Consider the following 16823-nt stretch of genomic DNA (forward strand, 5'->3'; position numbering starts at 1 on the left):
GGGCCGGGTATAGCTCGCAGTAAAAAAGTGGTAGAATTGGCGGGTTAACTTTCTAAAAAGTAAGAGCGAATGACCGTCGAAACGCAACTCAACCCTACACAGCCCGTAAATCAGCAGATTTATCGCATTCTTCGTCGTGACATTGTGCACTGCCTGATTGCACCGGGTACGCCGCTGTCCGAAAAAGAGGTGTCCGTTCGCTTCAATGTCTCTCGCCAGCCGGTGCGCGAAGCCTTTATCAAGCTCGCGGAAAATGGTTTGATCCAGATCCGCCCCCAGCGCGGCAGTTACGTTAACAAGATCTCCCTCTCCCAGGTGCGAAATGGCTGTTTTGTTCGCCAGGCCATTGAATGTGCGGTTGCTCGCCGTGCCGCCGCGCTGATGACCGATAGCCAGTGTTACCAACTGGAACAGAATCTCAGCCAGCAGCGAATGGCTATCGAACGCAAGCAGTTGAACGATTTCTTCGAGCTGGATGACGATTTCCATCAGAAACTGGCAACGATTGCGGACTGTCAGCTTGCCTGGGACACCATTGAAAATATCAAAGCGACCATCGACCGGGTGCGTTATATGAGTCTTGATCACGTCTCTCCGCCCGACATGTTGCTCCGCCAGCATCTGGATATTTTTTCCGCCCTGGAGAAACATGATGCCGATGCCGTCGAAAAAGCCATGACGCAGCATCTGCAGGAAATTGGCGAGTCGGTCCTGCTGATTCGCCAGGAAAACAGCGACTGGTTCAGCGAAGAGTGATTCTCCTGCCTCATCTCCGCCGGGATGAGGTTCTGCCTCCTCCAGCATGTCCACATCAAAAAAGATGTGAGATTGATCAAAAACAAAAAATATCCTGACTGATAAGCGTATTTATATAGCGCCCGTTACGTGGGACCAGAGCCCACGGGCTTTGACGGTAAGTTAGAAAGGAGAAAACACCATGATGACATACGATCGTAACCGCAACGCAATCACCACTGGCAGCCGCGTCATGATTAGCGGTACAGGCCACACCGGTCGCATCAAAGCGATTGCAACCGAAGGTCTGGATGCTGCTCAAATTCGTCGTGAAAAAACGGTAGAGGTGGAAGGTTGTGAAGGCAAGTTCGCGCCCGTTGAACTGATTCGTCTCGGCATGAACTAATGGTGTGAGTGCCGGATAATGCCATGATTATCCGGCAGTCTTAGCGCCGTTACTTGATGTTAGCGGCATACTTCGCCACGGTGGCTTTCGCGCCTTCCGCAAGTAAGGCCTGATAAGCCTCTTTTACCGCCTTCGTGAACCGTTCTTCATGTGGCAGTTCATTGCCGAAGATCGCCTCAATACCCAGCAATGCCTCGACGCGGCGTTCACCATCCGCACTGTTTTGCACCGCCTGCTGAATCACCGGCAATAGCGGGTCGTTGACCTCAATAGCATTCCCCTGCTCATCCACCCCGCCGACATAACGCATCCAGCCCGCCACGCCCAGCGCCAGCAAATCAAAACGGCGATTGTGCGTAAGGTGCCAGCGCACAGAATCCAGCATACGCTGAGGCAGTTTCTGGCTGCCGTCCATGGCAATCTGCCAGGTCCGGTGGCGCAATGCCGGGTTGCTGTAACGCTCAATAAGCAGATCGGCATAACGGGTCAGATCCACGCCCTGTACTTTCAGCGTTGGCGCCTGTTCGTTCAGCATCAACGCGCGTGCGGCAACACGGTAATTCTCGTCACCCATACAATCGTTAATATGCTGATAACCGGCAAGATATCCAAGATAAGCGAGGAATGAGTGGCTGCCATTGAGCATACGCAGTTTCATCTCTTCAAATGGAATGACGTCAGAAACCAGCTCGGCCCCTGCTTTTTCCCACTGTGGACGACCAGCAACAAAATTATCTTCAATCACCCACTGACGGAACGGTTCACAGGCCACGCCTGCCGGATCGCGAACCCCGGTCAGTTTTTCGATTTTATCCAGCGTCTCTGGAGTGACCGCCGGAACAATGCGATCCACCATGGTGGACGGGAACGTCACGTGTTGTTCGATCCATGCCGCAAGGTCTGCATCCACTGCGCGCGCATAGGCAGTGACCACATTTCGCATGACATGACCGTTTTCCGGCATGTTATCGCAGGACATCACAGTGAACGCAGGGAGGCCCGCCGCCTTACGGCGCGCCAGCGCTTCAACCACTACGCCCGGAGCCGATTTCGGCTGATGCGGGTTTTGCAGATCGGCGGCGATCATCGGATGATCCAGCATCAGTTGCCCGGTCGCCGGAGAATGGCAGTAACCTTTTTCAGTGATTGTTAATGAAACAATGGCAACCTGCGGTTCACACATTGCTGCCAGTACGGTTTCCAGTCCATCAACTTGCGCATGCAGCGCCTTCTTCACCACACCCACTACTCTTGCGGTCCATGCATCGGCTGACATTTCTGCCACGGTGTAGAGGTTATCCTGCTGCTTCAGATCGGCAATCTGCTGTTCTCCGCCAATCAGGTTAACTTCGCAATATCCCCAGTCGCTGTTGTGCTCTGCCGCGAGGATGTCGGTGTAAACCCCCTGGTGGGCGCGGTGAAAGGCACCAAAGCCCAGGTGAACAATACGCGGAACCAGTGCGTGACGATCGTAGAGAGGAAGCGTCGCTTTTGCCGTTAAGAGCTTGTTTTGCATTGTATGGCCTACTTTGAATGTGATCAGGACAGTCTCAGGGTAACGCCTGCAGGGTTGTCTGTTTTGATTTGAATTAAGCTTTTTGTAATTGGTATGACATCATTTTTAAGTTATGTGACAGGATTCTTTTCCTTATCCTCCTGATTCTCCTGGGCTGGCTGCTTACATGCAGCCAGCCCGGATTGGGATTAACCGTGTTTGTGCCAGTCCTGGTACTCACGTTTGAGTCGCAGCGGCGCCGTTTCCGGCATCATCAGCAGACCAATAATCGACACAACACCGAGGACAATCACGTAGCTGGCTAAACCGTAGTAATGTCCACCCGTCACCTGCAAAATTTTCACCGCAACCAGTCCCAGCACTCCGCTACCGATAAGCGATCCCAGTTGCCAGATTAGGGCAATGCCACTGCAGCGGATGTGGGTCGGGAATAATTCCGGGAAGAATGACGCTTGTGGTGCGTAACACATACTGTGACCGAAGCTAATGACGATTATCATCACCAGTTGCGTCAACCAAAAGCTGTCCTGGTTAATAGCCAGGAAGAACGGAATAATCATCACGACCTGGATCAGCGCCCCCATGATATACACCGGTTTGCGGCCAATTCTGTCGCAGAGCGCCCCCATCATCGGGATGGCAAGCACCTCGATAACCACAGCGATAATCATGGTTTCCATCAGGATATTGGCATCCAGATTGTTAGCCTTGCCATATGCCAGCACAATCACCGTGAACATGGCGAAGGTACAGGCTTCAATAAGCTTGGCGCAGACGCCTTTCACAACAATCCCGGGGAAATCGCGAACCACCTCAATCAACGGACGAGATTCTTCCGCTTTCGTTTCACGAATCTGGGCGAATACCGGCGATTCATCGATTCGCAGGCGGATAAAGAGGCCGACGATAACCAGCAGCAGGCTTAACAGGAACGGAATACGCCAGCCATAATCCATCATGGCGTCCGCAGATAAGGTGGCATTGAGTAAGGCAAACAGCGCCATTGGCAACAGAAAGCCCACCGGCGCGCCGATTTGTACCCAACTGGCGAAGAAACCACGGCGTTTCGGTTCTGCGTATTCAGCGGTCATCAGGACTGCCCCGGCCTGCTCACCGCCGACACCAAATCCCTGCAATACGCGGATGAAAATCAGCATAACCGGAGCCCAGACGCCGATTTTTTCATATGTCGGCAATAAACCAATGCAGAACGTTCCCAACCCCACGATTAAGATCGTAATCACCAGCGCTTTTTTACGTCCGACCTTATCGCCGATATGACCAAAGACAATACCGCCCAGCGGCCTTGCCAGAAAGCCCACGGCATAAGTTGCAAAAGCGGCCAGCGTACTGATTAAAGGATCGTCACTGGGAAAGAACAGATGCCCAAAGAACAGTACCGCCGCCGTGCCATAGGCAAAAAAGTCATAATATTCGGCTGCAGTACCAATCGCCGAGGCAGACGCAACGCGACGTACGACGGGTTTGCTATCAACATCATTTTTAATATCAACGGAACTAACCATAAATATTTACCTTCGTTGGTCCAGAGGTGATCAACATCCCTGTTGCAGAAATTTTAACTTACCAGTTCCACAAGGTGCCATCTTCAAGCCGGGCGACCGGCAGACAGGCGGGGTCATAGGGATATTTCGCCGCCAGTTTTTCATCGAACCCGATACCCAGTCCCGGCTTATCGCCCGGATGCATATAGCCGTTATCAAAGCGCCAGTTGTGCGGGAAGACCTCCAGCATCTGCTCTGAATAGCCCATGTATTCCTGCACGCCGAAGTTCGGCACCCACAAATCAAAGTGCAGCGCAGCGGCCATACAAACCGGAGAAAGATCGGACGGCCCATGCGATCCGGTACGCACCTGGTAGAGAGAGGCAAAATCAGCGATACGGCGCATACCGGTAATCCCACCCGCGTGGGTGATCGTCGTGCGGATGTAATCGATAAGCTGTTCTTCGATAAGCTGTTTGCAGTCCCAGATGCTGTTAAAGACTTCCCCCACGGCAACTGGCGTGACCGTGTGCTGACGAATCAGACGGAAGCACTCCTGGTTCTCGGCGGGCGTCGGATCTTCCATCCAGAACAGGCGGTAATCTTCAATGCTTTTGCCAAAGCGCGCGGCTTCAATGGGTGTCAGACGATGGTGCATGTCATGCAGCAGATGTTCGTTAAAGCCGAACGTATTGCGCACCGCGTCGAATAATTTCGGTGTGAAATCGAGATATTTTTCCGTCGACCACAGTTGTTCTTCCGGCCACTGGCCTTTGGTGGCAGGTTCATAAGCCTGCCCTTTCCCTTTTGCCATGCCGTAAGTGGTTTTCATACCCGGCACGCCGCACTGCACGCGAATGGCTTTAAAACCCATTTCTTTATGACGCGCGTAATCTTCAAGCACTTCATCAACGGTATGGCCGGTCGTGTGGCAATAAACCATTACTCCCTCGCGCGACGCCCCACCCAACAGTTGATAGAGCGGCATATTGGCGGCTTTCGCTTTGATATCCCACAGCGCCATGTCGACCGCAGAAATGGCCGACATAGTTACCGGACCGCGACGCCAGTACGCGCCTTTATAAAAGAACTGCCAGATATCTTCGATGCGATGCGCGTCACGACCAATCAACTGCGGACAAAGATGATCCTTCAGATAAGACACCACGGACAACTCACGTCCGTTGAGCGTGGCATCGCCCAGACCGGTGATACCGTCATCAGTGGTGATTTTCAGCGTGACAAAGTTACGCCCCGGACAGGTGACAAAAACCTCAGCCCCTACAATCTTCATTTTCTCTTCCTGACTCAGTGTGGTGATGGGGCTAACTTACGCAATACACATACTACCATACAAGTATAATTAGCCTGTTTTTCCAGCAAGATCACAAAAATGCCGAAGGTTACCGGATGAGATTTAACGAGGAATTATCAGGGTTGTGACGGTTCATTCAGCCTGAACCGTCTGATTTTTAAGTCAAAATAACGTTCGTGACGCCATTTGGATTAGCAATATCACCAGCAAGGAGAACAAGGTTTAAGCGCGTCCCCAGCCTGCGACAATAATCAACATTCCACACAATGCGATAACCGCGCCGGTCCAGTCATAGAGGCTCAGCTTTACGCCATCCACTACCCGCAGCCAGATAAGCGCGGTACAGACATAAACGCCGCCATAGGCCGCATAGACACGGCCACTGGCCGCCGGATGCAGCGTCAGTAACCAGACAAACAGCGCCAGTGCAATACCTGCCGGAATAAGCAACCCGATGGTTGCGCCTCGCTTCAACCAGAGCCAGGGCAGAAAGCAACCTATGATTTCGCAGAGCGCAGTGGCAAAAAACAGCAATGTAGTTTTGATCATTGGAATCGTTCATTTATCTGTGGTTAAGGCATGATACGACATAATCTTTGTCTCTTATCCATCTCCTTCTGCCGGGTATTCCCGACACCGGGAATGGTGTAGAATTTCACTGCCAGTGATGATTTTTTACCCCACTCATGAAAGGAATTTGCCATGAATATTACACTTAGCAAACGCCTGTGCCTGACGGCAGCGCTGCTGCTTGGTGCTGTCGTATACACCACTTCTGTGCAGGCGGAGACCAGCAGGCTGGTGATTGAATCCGGTGACAGTGCCCTGAGCCGTCAGCAAGCGACAATGCAGAAAGAACAGTGGAATGACACCCGCAACCTGCGTCAGAAAGTGAACACGCGTACGGAAAAAGAGTGGGATAAAGCCGATGCCGCCTTTGACAACCGCGACAATTGCGAACAAAGCGCCAACCTGAATGCGTACTGGGAGCCCAACACCCTGCGTTGTCTGGATCGTCGAACCGGTCGCGTTATCGCACCATAAAATATACGATTGAGAAGAGAAGTTAAGGATTCAGTATGACAAGCGCCCTCAGTGTTAAGTTGCGCCCGCTGGAGCGTGAAGATTTACGTTTTGTTCATCAACTTGATAACAACGCCAGCGTGATGCGCTACTGGTTTGAAGAGCCTTACGAAGCGTTCGTTGAGTTGTCCGATCTTTACGATAAACATATTCACGATCAGAGCGAGCGCCGCTTCGTCGTGGAATGTGACGGTGAAAAAGCCGGCCTGGTTGAACTGGTTGAGATCAACCATGTTCACCGCCGCGCAGAGTTTCAGATCATTATTTCCCCGGATTATCAGGGTAAAGGGCTCGCCTCACGAGCTGCCCGTCTGGCAATGGACTACGGGTTTACCGTCCTTAACCTCTATAAGTTGTATCTGATCGTCGATAAAGAAAACGAAAAAGCTATCCACATCTACCGAAAGCTGGGCTTTAAGGTTGAAGGTGAACTGATTCATGAATTCTTTATTAATGGTGAATATCGCAACACCATCCGGATGTGCATCTTCCAGCATCAGTACCTGGCCGACCATAAAACACCAGGAGCAACGATGCTAAAACCGACCGCGCAGTAACCGCTGCGCGGCGGTTTCAGTAGTAATCGATTGTATTCTTGATGGTGTAATTTCGTTTAACCGAAGGCTTAACACTCTCATCGGTTATGACCAGCGTGCAGTCCGTGGGATTGGCGTGGTAGTCATAGTCACAGGTCTGCGTAACATTCCCCAGCGGATGGTTGTTAAGCAGACTGACTGCCGTGTAATCGAGCTTTTTGCGCGGATCGTTTGACGGTCTGGCGCTGACCGTCAACGTTTGATCCTGACTTACGGTTGTCTTGCCGAGTGGATAGCCGTCCGCATCGTAGCGATATTGCACCTTCATCTCTTTTCCGGTCGCCGAGACCACGAAGCCATTGTCATCGGTATCCCAGACGACACCGGCGGAAGGCAGTTCCGCAAGTTGACATTTCCCCTGCAGGCGCACTTTTTTCTCCATCGTTTCGGCATCACGATAAAAGTTTGCGTCAAGCACCAGCGCCACGCCGGTATTGTTTTCGAGATCGTGTAACTCCAGTGACTCAAAACAACCTTCTTTTGAGAGTATCCCATTGACGCTTTTCGCCACTTCGCCCTTCTCATTAAGCAACGTCTGGCTGAAATCTTTAACCGGCCCGCGCAAAGGGTCAAAGTCGAATTCATTGGAGAAACTGGCCATTTCCGGCGTAAAAGAGAGCGTCACTGTACTGTTGTCACAGCCCGCCAGACCGATGCCGATCGCGAAAAGAAAGATCTGATTTTTCACAGGTTCTCCAACAGCAAAAGATGATTCTCAATCATATTAGCAAATACAGATGTTTACATTAGAAATGCTATGCTTATTTTGTCCATATCTAACAGGAGTTGCTGATGAAATTATCCCGAGGAATACTGACATGTCTACTGCTGAGCGCTTCTCCGCTGGTGTTTGCTGCCCCTGACTCATGCGAACGTGTGAAAAGTGATATTCAGCAGCGCATCATCAATAACGGCGTCCCTGAAGCGAATTTCTCACTGACTATTGTGCCAAACGATCAGGCGGACCAACCGGATTCACAGGTCGTCGGTCACTGCGCGAACGATACGCATAAGATCCTCTATACACGAACCAGCAGTGGCAACGCGCCAGCCAACAGCGCGCCAGCTCAGGAAGGCTCCACCACGGAACCCCAGTAATACCAGCGATTTTCGGCCCTCCGCTCCCGGAGGGTTACCTCACTTTGATATGGATTAATAACCCTTACCCATTAAGGGGTACACTCATCACATCATCAGTATGTGAATGATTACGCTATAGAAATATGTATATAGCGTAATCGATGTCGTGAGGAGTGATATCCACACCGCGCTCAGATCGTCTCGTCATACACCACCAACATTATTCCAATCAGTAAAGTGAGCAATCATGAAAATCAGCACGCCTGAGGTCCTTATGACGGCAAATGTCAGCCGTCGAAGCCTCGTGAAAACCTCCGCGATTGGCAGCCTTGCGCTTGCCAGTACCGCTTTCACCCTCCCTTTCTCCCGTATCGCTCGCGCCGCAGACGGTCTGGCACCCGCCCCGGTCGAAGAAAAAGCGGTCTGGAGTTCCTGTACCGTAAACTGCGGCAGTCGCTGCCTTTTGCGTCTGCACGTGAAAGATGACTCGGTTTACTGGGTTGAATCTGACACCACCGGTAACGATGAATACGGCAACCATCAGGTTCGCGCTTGTCTGCGTGGTCGCTCGATTCGTCGGCGGATGAACCACCCGGACCGGCTGAAATACCCGATGAAGCGTGTCGGCAAACGGGGTGAAGGCAAGTTTGAACGCATCACCTGGGAGGAAGCGCTGGACATTGTCGGCGACAATCTGAAGCGGATCCTGAAAGATTATGGTAATGAAGCGGTACATGTGCTGTACGGTACTGGCGTGGATGGCGGAAACATCACTAACTCCAACGTGCCCTATCGCCTGATGAACTCCTGCGGTGGCTATCTCAGTCGCTACGGCAGCTACAGTACCGCGCAAATCAGCGCCGCCATGAGCTACATGTTTGGCAGTAACGATGGCAACAGCCCGGATGATATTGCCAACACGAAACTGGTGGTGATGTTCGGCAACAATCCTGCCGAGACGCGCATGAGCGGCGGCGGGGTCACCTGGTATGTTGAACAGGCGCGCGAACGCTCTAACGCGCGAATGATCGTCATCGACCCGCGTTATAACGATACCGCCGCCGGACGCGAAGATGAATGGCTGCCGATCCGCCCAGGAACCGACGCCGCGCTGGCCTCGGCTATCGCCTGGGTACTGATTACTGAAGATTTAGTGGATAAGCCGTTCCTCGACAAATATTGCGTCGGTTACGATGAAACCACCCTGCCAGCCAGCGCGCCGCGTAACGCACACTATAAAGCCTACATCCTTGGCGACGGGCCGGACGGGATTGCCAAAACGCCGGAATGGGCATCCCACATCACCAGCATTCCAAAAGAGAAAATCATCCACCTGGCGCGTGAGATAAGCGCCGCCAAACCGGCGTATATCTGTCAGGGCTGGGGACCGCAGCGTCACTCCAACGGCGAGCAAACTGCGCGGGCGATCGCCATGCTGTCGGTGCTGACCGGCAACGTTGGTATTAACGGTGGTAACTCAGGCGTTCGTGAAGGCACATGGGATCTGGGCGTTGAGTGGTTTTCGATGCTCGACAACCCGGTAAAAACGCAAATTTCCGTGTTCACCTGGACAGACGCCATCGATCACGGCGCTGAAATGACCGCCATACGCGACGGCGTGCGTGGTAAAGATAAACTGGATGTCCCGATCAAGTTTATGTGGTGTTACGCCAGCAATACCTTGATTAACCAGCATGGCGATATTTCCCATACCCATGAAGTACTTCAGGATGACAGCAAGTGTGAAATGATTGTCGGTATTGAACACTTTATGACAGCGTCAGCAAAATACTGCGATATTCTGCTGCCAGACTTAATGCCCACAGAGCAGGAAGACCTGATCTCCCATGAATCTGCGGGCAACATGGGCTATGTGATCCTCGGTCAGCCCGCGACCTCAGCGAAATTTGAACGCAAGCCGATTTACTGGATGCTCAGTGAAGTGGCCCGTCGTCTCGGTCCGGATGTTTATCAGACCTTCACCGAAGGACGTTCACAGCAGGAATGGGTGAAATACCTGCATGCAAAAACCAAAGAGCGCAATCCGGAAATGCCGGATTACGAGGAGATGAAACAAACAGGCATCTTCAAGAAAAAATGCCCGCAGGAACACTACGTTGCGTTCCGCGCTTTCCGTGAAGATCCCCAGTCTAATCCGTTGAAAACGCCCTCCGGAAAAATTGAAATTTACTCAGAGCGACTGGCCACCATCGCCAGTACCTGGGAACTTAAAGAAGATGAGATCATTCATCCGCTCCCCGCTTATGCGCCAGGCTTTGACGGCTGGAACGATCCTATCCGTGAAACCTATCCGCTGCAGTTGACCGGGTTCCATTACAAAGCGCGCACCCACTCCAGCTACGGCAACATCGACGTCCTACAGCAGGCCTGTCCGCAGGAGATCTGGATCAACCCGATTGATGCCAAATCGCGGGGAATTGCCCATGGCGACACCGTTCGCGTATTTAACAATAACGGTCAGATGCTGATCTCCGCCAAAGTGACGCCGCGTATTCTCCCCGGTGTAACGGCGATTGGTCAGGGCGCATGGCTGAAAGCCGATATGTTCGGCGACAAAGTTGATCACGGCGGCTCTATCAATATCCTGACGTCGCACCGCCCATCGCCTTTGGCGAAAGGCAATCCTTCGCACAGTAACCTTGTTCAGGTTGAAAAGGTTTAAGGAGTAACCGATGACAACCCAGTATGGATTTTTTATTGATTCCAGCCGTTGCACCGGTTGTAAAACCTGCGAACTGGCCTGTAAGGACTACAAAGACTTAACGCCGGATGTCAGCTTCCGCCGCATTTATGAATATGCGGGCGGCGACTGGCAGGAAGATAACGGCGTCTGGCATCAGAATGTGTTTGCCTACTATCTCTCCATTTCATGCAACCACTGCGAAGATCCGGCCTGTACGAAGGTCTGTCCGAGCGGCGCGATGCACAAGCGGGAAGATGGGTTTGTGGTGGTGGATGAGGATGTGTGCATTGGCTGTCGTTACTGCCATATGGCCTGTCCGTACGGTGCGCCGCAATACAACGCGGCCAAAGGGCATATGACCAAGTGCGACGGCTGTCATGACCGCGTGGCTGAAGGCAAGAAGCCGATTTGCGTCGAATCCTGCCCGCTGCGCGCGCTGGACTTCGGTCCGATTGACGAACTGCGTAAAAAACACGGAGATCTGGCGGCGGTGGCCCCGCTGCCTGGCGCGCACTTCACCAAACCCAATATTGTTATTAAACCGAATGCCAACAGCCGTCCGACCGGGGATACCACCGGTTATCTGGCGAATCCGAAGGAGGTCTGAAATGGGAAATGGATGGCATGAATGGCCGCTGGTGCTGTTTACGGTACTCGGCCAGTGCGTGGCAGGCGCACTGATTGTGAGCGGGCTGGGCTGGTTTGCGATAAAAGAGGATACGGCGGCCAGGCAACGCCTCGTTCGCAGTATGTTTTTCCTGTGGCTGGTAATGGGCCTGGGATTCCTGGCCTCTGTCATGCATCTGGGGTCGCCGATGCGCGCCTTCAACTCGCTCAACCGCATTGGCGCATCCGGGCTCAGTAATGAGATTGCCGCAGGTTCGGTCTTTTTCGCCGTTGGCGGGCTATGGTGGCTGGTCGCCATGTTGGGTAAAATGCCGACTGCGCTGGCTAAACTCTGGCTACTGCTCAGCATGGTGCTTGGCATCGTCTTTGTCTGGGCAATGACTCGTGTTTACCTGATCGATACCGTTCCCACCTGGTATACTGGCTATACAACGGTGGCCTTTTTCATGACGGCGTTACTCAGCGGCCCGCTGTTCGCGGCATTACTGTTACGCGTCGCGCGGGTGAGCTTTAACGGCACAACCTTCGCCAGTATCAGCGTTCTGGCGCTGCTGGTCAGCGTGGCGGTTATTGTCCTGCAGGGCATGTCGCTGGCGACGATCCACAGTTCGGTTCAGCAGGCTTCTGCACTGGTTCCGGATTATGCCACTTTACAGGTGTGGCGCGTGGCTCTGCTCGCCGCGGGACTGGGCTGCTGGATCTGCCCGCTGGTTCGTCGCAAACAACCGCACGTCGTGGGATTGTTGCTCGGGCTTCTTCTGGTGTTGGGCGGCGAAATCATTGGCCGCGGCCTGTTTTATGGCCTGCACATGACCGTAGGTATGGCGGTGGCAGGTTAACAAACTTGTGCGGGGAGACCCGCACTTTTCAGGATGATGTTAATGACAGATTTTACTCAACGTGATGATTTTTCCCTGACAGCACGCGTGCTGGGCGCACTGTTTTACTTTACGCCAGACAGCGCCGAAGCCGCACCTCTGGTGTCAGCGCTAACCACAGAGGACTGGCAGGCGCAGTGGCCGCTTGAGCAGGAGACGTTGTCGACACTGGCCGGGATGTTTAAAGCCAGTAGCGATGAGTCCCTGAGCGGGGCCTTTCAGCGCCTTTTTGTCGGACCGTATGCCCTGCCGGCACCGCCCTGGGGGTCCGTCTGGCTGGATCGGGAAAACGTCCTGTTTGGTGAATCCACGCTGGCTCTGCGCCAGTGGATGCGCGAAAACGGCATTCACTTTGAGATGCAGCAAAACGAGCCGGAAGATCATTTTGGCTCATTGCTGCTGATGGCGGCATGGCTTGCCGAAACGGGCCGTCATCAGGAGTGCGAACAGCTCCTTGCCTGGCATCTGTTCCCGTGGTCGTCCCGTTTCCTTGAGGTGTTTATTGAAAACGCTGATCATCCTTTTTATCAGGCACTGGGTGAACTGGCGCGCTACACCCTGGCGCAGTGGCAGTCTCAGTTATTAATCCCGGTAGCGGTTAAACCCCTGTTCCGCTGACCATCTCGAAGGCAGGATTTTCCTGCCTTTTCTGATACCTGCAATATCGCCACCAGTTACAGTGTCACTTTTCAATCTTATTTTTAAGACAATTCTTTATCTACCCTGCTCATCCGTTATCCCATAAGGCCAGATCGCCGCTGACAATCAATCGTCTGTAAATCGAATTTGTCTCCCCCGCTGGAATCCTTCCCAACCTGTTGCTATAGCTCAAAACACCCTGCCGGAACATGGCATAACAACATGCGACGATTTCTCGCCGCCATAACGCATGCAAACAGGGAGACACACTGCAATGCACACATCCACGTTAAAACGCGTGTTGGGCTTTAGTCTGGTCATCGCGCTGATATTGGCGCTACTGGGCTGGGGAATTGGCCTGGAAACCCTTCAATCGCGTCAGGTTGATCTGCTTTACCTGGGTGAACAGCACCTGAAATTAGTGTTTATTTCAATGTTCTTCGCTCTGCTGGTCGGTATTCCCAGCGGTATTTTACTGAGCCGCCCTGCCGCCAGAGGCGTGGCGGAATATGTCATGCAGATCTTTAACATCGGCAACACGTTGCCGCCGCTCGCCGTCCTCGCGCTGGCCATGATTATTATCGGCATTGGCGATATCCCCGCCATCGTTGCGCTGTTTCTGGCATCCCTTCTGCCGATTGTCCGTAACACCTATGCGGGTCTGAGCGCAGTCCCCCCGTCGCTGACTGAAGCGGCTAAAGGTATCGGTATGACCAAATGGCAGCGGCTTCGCCAGGTTGAACTTCCCAGCGCATGGCCGGTAATGTTGTCCGGGATCCGTATTGCAACGGCGATTAACGTCGGTACGGCGCCGCTGGCCTTTCTGATTGGCGCCAGCAGTTATGGGGAGCTTATCTTCCCCGGTATCTATCTGAATGACTTCCCGACGCTCATTTTAGGGGCGACCGCCACTGCACTTTTTGCCCTGATCCTCGACAGCCTGCTCGCCTGGCTTGGGCGCGCCCTGAGTCCACACACTGCCTGACGACAACGATAACAACAAGGAACGCAAATGACTCTCAGAAAACATCTGCTGGCGTGGCTTGCCGCCACGCTGTTCATCAGCACGCAGGCGCACGCCGCGCCCCTTATTCTTGCCACCAAAAGCTTTACTGAGCAGCATATTCTCTCGGCGATGACCGTTCAGTATCTGCAAAAGAAAGGATTTCAGGTTCAGCCACAAACCAATATCGCGACGGTGATTTCACGCAATGCGATGATCAATAAGCAGATTGATATGACCTGGGAATATACCGGCACGTCGTTGATTATCTTCAACCATATCAATAAGCGGATGAGCCCACAGGAATCCTACGATACCGTGAAACGCCTTGATGCCAGACTGGGTCTGGTGTGGCTAAAACCCGCCGATATGAACAACACCTATGCGTTTGCCATGCAACGTAAACGTGCCGAGGCCGAAAACATCCATACAATGTCGGAAATGGTGGCGAAAATTGAACACATTCGCCAGACCGATCCCGACAAGAACTGGCTGCTGGGCCTCGATCTGGAATTCGCCGGGCGCAGCGATGGTATGAAGCCATTGCAACAGGCCTATCAGATGGAACTCGACCGACCGCAAATCCGCCAGATGGACCCGGGACTGGTGTACAACGCCATTCGTGACGGCTTTGTCGAGGCAGGACTTATCTACACGACAGACGGGCGTGTGAAAGGGTTTGATCTTAAGGTACTGGAAGATGATAAAGGATTCTTCCCAAGTTACGCTGTCACGCCTGTGGTACGTAAAGACACACTGGAAGCCAATCCGGGTCTTGAGGAGGCGCTCAATACCCTCTCAGCCGAGCTGAACAACGATGTGATCAGCACGCTGAATGCAAAGGTCGATATCGATCACCAGTCACCTCAGCAGGTTGCCCGTGAATTCCTGCAACAAAAGAATCTGCTGTAAGGAGCGCATATGGACACGATTCATTACATGATGGATAACGCAGGCTATCTTGCCACCCTGACCTTCCAGCATCTGTGGCTGGTGGCGCTGGCTGTCAGTCTGGCTATCGTTATTGGCGTGCCATTGGGGATCCTGATTGTGCGCCATAAATGGCTGGCAACACCCGTTCTGAGCGTCGCCACGCTATTGCTGACCATTCCCTCTATTGCCCTGTTTGGCCTGATGATTCCGCTGTTTTCGCTGATCGGTCACGGTATTGGCGCATTACCCGCCATCACTGCGGTATTTCTTTACTCGCTACTCCCGATTGTGCGGAACACCCATACCGCACTGGACAGCCTTCCGCCGGGCCTGCGCGAAGCCGGACGCGGAATTGGCATGACCTTCTGGCAACGTTTACGTTGGGTGGAGATCCCGATGGCATTGCCGGTGATTTTCGGCGGGATCCGCACCGCCGTGGTAATGAACATCGGCGTGATGGCGATTGCTGCGGTGATTGGCGCTGGTGGCCTGGGATTACTGTTACTGAACGGCATCGGCGGTAGTGATATTCGGATGCTGATTGCCGGCGCACTGATGATTTGTTTTTTAGCGATTGTACTCGACTGGCTGTTACACCGCCTGCAAGTCGTCCTGACACCAAAGGGGATACGATAATGATAAAACTGGAAAACCTCACCAAACAATTTCCGCAGAAAAAAGGTCAGCCACTGAAAGCCGTTGATAACGTTAATCTTAACGTACCGGAAGGCGAAATGTGCGTACTGCTGGGGCCGTCCGGCTGCGGCAAAACCACCACCCTCAAGATGATCAACCGTCTGATTGCCCCCAGCAGCGGCAACATTTTGATCAACGGAGAAAACACGGACGGCATGGATACCGTCACGTTGCGTCGCAATATTGGTTATGTGATTCAGCAAATTGGTCTGTTCCCCAATATGACCATTGAGGAGAATATCACCGTCGTTCCCCGCATGCTGGGCTGGGATAAGGCACGTTGCAAGAACCGTGCGGAAGAGTTGATGGATATGGTGGCGCTGGATGCGAAGAAATTTCTGCACCGCTATCCGAAAGAGATGTCCGGCGGCCAGCAACAGCGTATCGGTGTGATTCGCGCGCTGGCAGCGGATCCGCCGGTCCTGCTGATGGATGAACCGTTTGGCGCTGTCGACCCGATTAACCGCGAAGTGATCCAGAACCAGTTCCTGGAGATGCAGCGCGCGCTGAAGAAAACCGTCATGCTGGTGAGCCATGATATCGATGAAGCGCTGAAACTCGGCGATCGCATCGCCGTATTCCGCCAGGGACGTATCGTGCAGTGCGCCAGCCCGGATGAACTGTTAGCCAAACCAGCCAATGATTTTGTCGGCTCGTTTGTCGGCCAGGATCGCACGCTAAAACGTCTGTTGCTGGTTTCTGCGGGTGATGTCACCGATCAACAACCAACCCTCACCGCCCAGCCGTCGACCTCGTTAAGTGAGGCTTTTGGGATTATGGATGACAATGATATCCGTGCGATCACCGTGGTGGATAGCGAAGGTAAACCGCTGGGCTTTGTGAAACGCCGCGAAGCGCGACAGGCCACGGGCACCTGCGCAGACATCCTGCACCCCTTCCGTATCACCGGCAAAGCAGAAGATAATCTGCGTATCGTATTGTCAAAACTGTACGAAAGTAACACCAGTTGGATGCCCATCGTCGACGAGGAGGGTCGTTATAATGGTGAAATCTCGCAGGATTACATCGCCGATTATCTCAGCTCCGGGCGTACCCGTCGGGCGCTGAATATTCACGAAAACAGTGCTCCGTGAAACGGCGGGCAAA

18 protein-coding genes are annotated in these 16823 nt (G+C 53.1%); 13 read left to right on the plus strand and 5 right to left on the minus strand.

Annotation, left to right across the window (positions count from 1 at the left end; translation table 11 throughout):
* Nucleotides 1-69 precede the first annotated feature (69 nt).
* Both WB371_RS12590 and ydfZ read left to right on the plus strand, forming a co-directional pair.
* Entirely contained in the window at nt 70-756 is a 687-nt protein-coding gene (locus WB371_RS12590; RefSeq protein ID WP_336220405.1) for a GntR family transcriptional regulator, read from the plus strand.
* Between the two features lie 181 nt (nt 757-937).
* Nucleotides 938-1141 (plus strand): putative selenium delivery protein YdfZ, encoded by a 204-nt coding sequence (gene ydfZ, locus WB371_RS12595; RefSeq protein ID WP_336220406.1) that lies wholly within the window; start codon nt 938-940, stop codon nt 1139-1141.
* A gap of 49 nt (nt 1142-1190) precedes the next feature.
* Here the strand turns inward: ydfZ and WB371_RS12600 are convergent, their stop codons facing one another.
* From WB371_RS12600 to WB371_RS12615, 4 genes are all read right to left on the minus strand, one after another.
* Nucleotides 1191-2657: a mannitol dehydrogenase family protein gene (locus tag WB371_RS12600; RefSeq protein ID WP_336220407.1), complete on the minus strand. Its 1467-nt coding sequence runs from the start codon at nt 2655-2657 to the stop codon at nt 1191-1193.
* A gap of 188 nt (nt 2658-2845) precedes the next feature.
* Complete coding sequence (locus WB371_RS12605) at nt 2846-4183, minus strand: MFS transporter (protein ID WP_336220408.1); 1338 nt, start codon at nt 4181-4183, stop codon at nt 2846-2848.
* A gap of 58 nt (nt 4184-4241) precedes the next feature.
* Complete coding sequence (rspA, locus tag WB371_RS12610) at nt 4242-5456, minus strand: starvation-sensing protein RspA (RefSeq protein WP_336220409.1); 1215 nt, start codon at nt 5454-5456, stop codon at nt 4242-4244.
* A 243-nt stretch (nt 5457-5699) separates the two neighbouring features.
* The gene (locus WB371_RS12615) at nt 5700-6026 is read right to left on the minus strand and encodes a YnfA family protein (protein ID WP_336220410.1); all 327 of its coding nucleotides are present in this window, start codon (nt 6024-6026) and stop codon (nt 5700-5702) included.
* Between the two features lie 153 nt (nt 6027-6179).
* Between WB371_RS12615 and WB371_RS12620 the strand changes: the two genes are divergently transcribed.
* On the plus strand, nt 6180-6521 hold the full coding sequence (locus tag WB371_RS12620) for a DUF1283 family protein (protein WP_336220411.1): 342 nt from the start codon (nt 6180-6182) through the stop codon (nt 6519-6521).
* 35 nt (nt 6522-6556) lie between these two features.
* Nucleotides 6557-7117, plus strand: coding sequence for a spermidine N1-acetyltransferase (speG, locus tag WB371_RS12625; RefSeq protein ID WP_336220412.1), 561 nt, complete (start codon nt 6557-6559; stop codon nt 7115-7117).
* Nucleotides 7118-7133: 16 nt separating this feature from the next.
* Here the strand turns inward: speG and WB371_RS12630 are convergent, their stop codons facing one another.
* Nucleotides 7134-7844, minus strand: a complete 711-nt coding sequence (locus WB371_RS12630) for a YnfC family lipoprotein (protein ID WP_336220413.1) — start codon at nt 7842-7844, stop codon at nt 7134-7136.
* A 104-nt stretch (nt 7845-7948) separates the two neighbouring features.
* Between WB371_RS12630 and WB371_RS12635 the strand changes: the two genes are divergently transcribed.
* The 9 genes from WB371_RS12635 to osmV all read left to right on the plus strand — a co-directional run bounded on the left by WB371_RS12635 (nt 7949) and on the right by osmV (nt 16810).
* Nucleotides 7949-8254, plus strand: coding sequence for a DUF1161 domain-containing protein (locus WB371_RS12635; protein WP_420704048.1), 306 nt, complete (start codon nt 7949-7951; stop codon nt 8252-8254).
* Between the two features lie 229 nt (nt 8255-8483).
* Nucleotides 8484-10919: a selenate/tellurate reductase subunit YnfF gene (gene ynfF / locus WB371_RS12640; RefSeq protein WP_336220414.1), complete on the plus strand. Its 2436-nt coding sequence runs from the start codon at nt 8484-8486 to the stop codon at nt 10917-10919.
* 10 nt (nt 10920-10929) lie between these two features.
* Nucleotides 10930-11547 carry a dimethylsulfoxide reductase iron-sulfur subunit DmsB gene (gene dmsB / locus WB371_RS12645; RefSeq protein ID WP_181821597.1) on the plus strand — a complete coding sequence of 206 codons (618 nt, stop codon included), beginning with the start codon at nt 10930-10932 and terminating at the stop codon, nt 11545-11547.
* Nucleotide 11548: 1 nt separating this feature from the next.
* Nucleotides 11549-12406 carry a dimethyl sulfoxide reductase anchor subunit family protein gene (locus WB371_RS12650; protein WP_336220415.1) on the plus strand — a complete coding sequence of 286 codons (858 nt, stop codon included), beginning with the start codon at nt 11549-11551 and terminating at the stop codon, nt 12404-12406.
* 42 nt (nt 12407-12448) lie between these two features.
* Nucleotides 12449-13063, plus strand: a complete 615-nt coding sequence (gene dmsD, locus WB371_RS12655) for a Tat proofreading chaperone DmsD (RefSeq protein ID WP_336220416.1) — start codon at nt 12449-12451, stop codon at nt 13061-13063.
* Between the two features lie 295 nt (nt 13064-13358).
* Complete coding sequence (gene osmY / locus WB371_RS12660; RefSeq protein ID WP_336220417.1) at nt 13359-14069, plus strand: osmoprotectant ABC transporter permease OsmY; 711 nt, start codon at nt 13359-13361, stop codon at nt 14067-14069.
* Nucleotides 14070-14096: 27 nt separating this feature from the next.
* The gene (gene osmX / locus WB371_RS12665; protein WP_336220418.1) at nt 14097-14999 is read left to right on the plus strand and encodes an osmoprotectant ABC transporter substrate-binding protein OsmX; all 903 of its coding nucleotides are present in this window, start codon (nt 14097-14099) and stop codon (nt 14997-14999) included.
* A gap of 9 nt (nt 15000-15008) precedes the next feature.
* A complete protein-coding gene (osmW, locus tag WB371_RS12670) occupies nt 15009-15656 on the plus strand; it encodes an osmoprotectant ABC transporter permease OsmW (protein WP_336220419.1) in 648 nt (215 codons plus the stop codon).
* Nucleotides 15656-16810: an osmoprotectant ABC transporter ATP-binding protein OsmV gene (gene osmV, locus WB371_RS12675; RefSeq protein ID WP_336220420.1), complete on the plus strand. Its 1155-nt coding sequence runs from the start codon at nt 15656-15658 to the stop codon at nt 16808-16810. Before osmW ends, osmV begins: the two co-directional genes overlap by 1 nt.
* Nucleotides 16811-16823 lie beyond the last annotated feature (13 nt).

Origin of the sequence: Citrobacter amalonaticus (assembly GCF_037053465.1) — a bacterium.
Taxonomy (GTDB): Bacteria; Pseudomonadota; Gammaproteobacteria; order Enterobacterales; family Enterobacteriaceae; genus Citrobacter_A; species Citrobacter_A amalonaticus_H.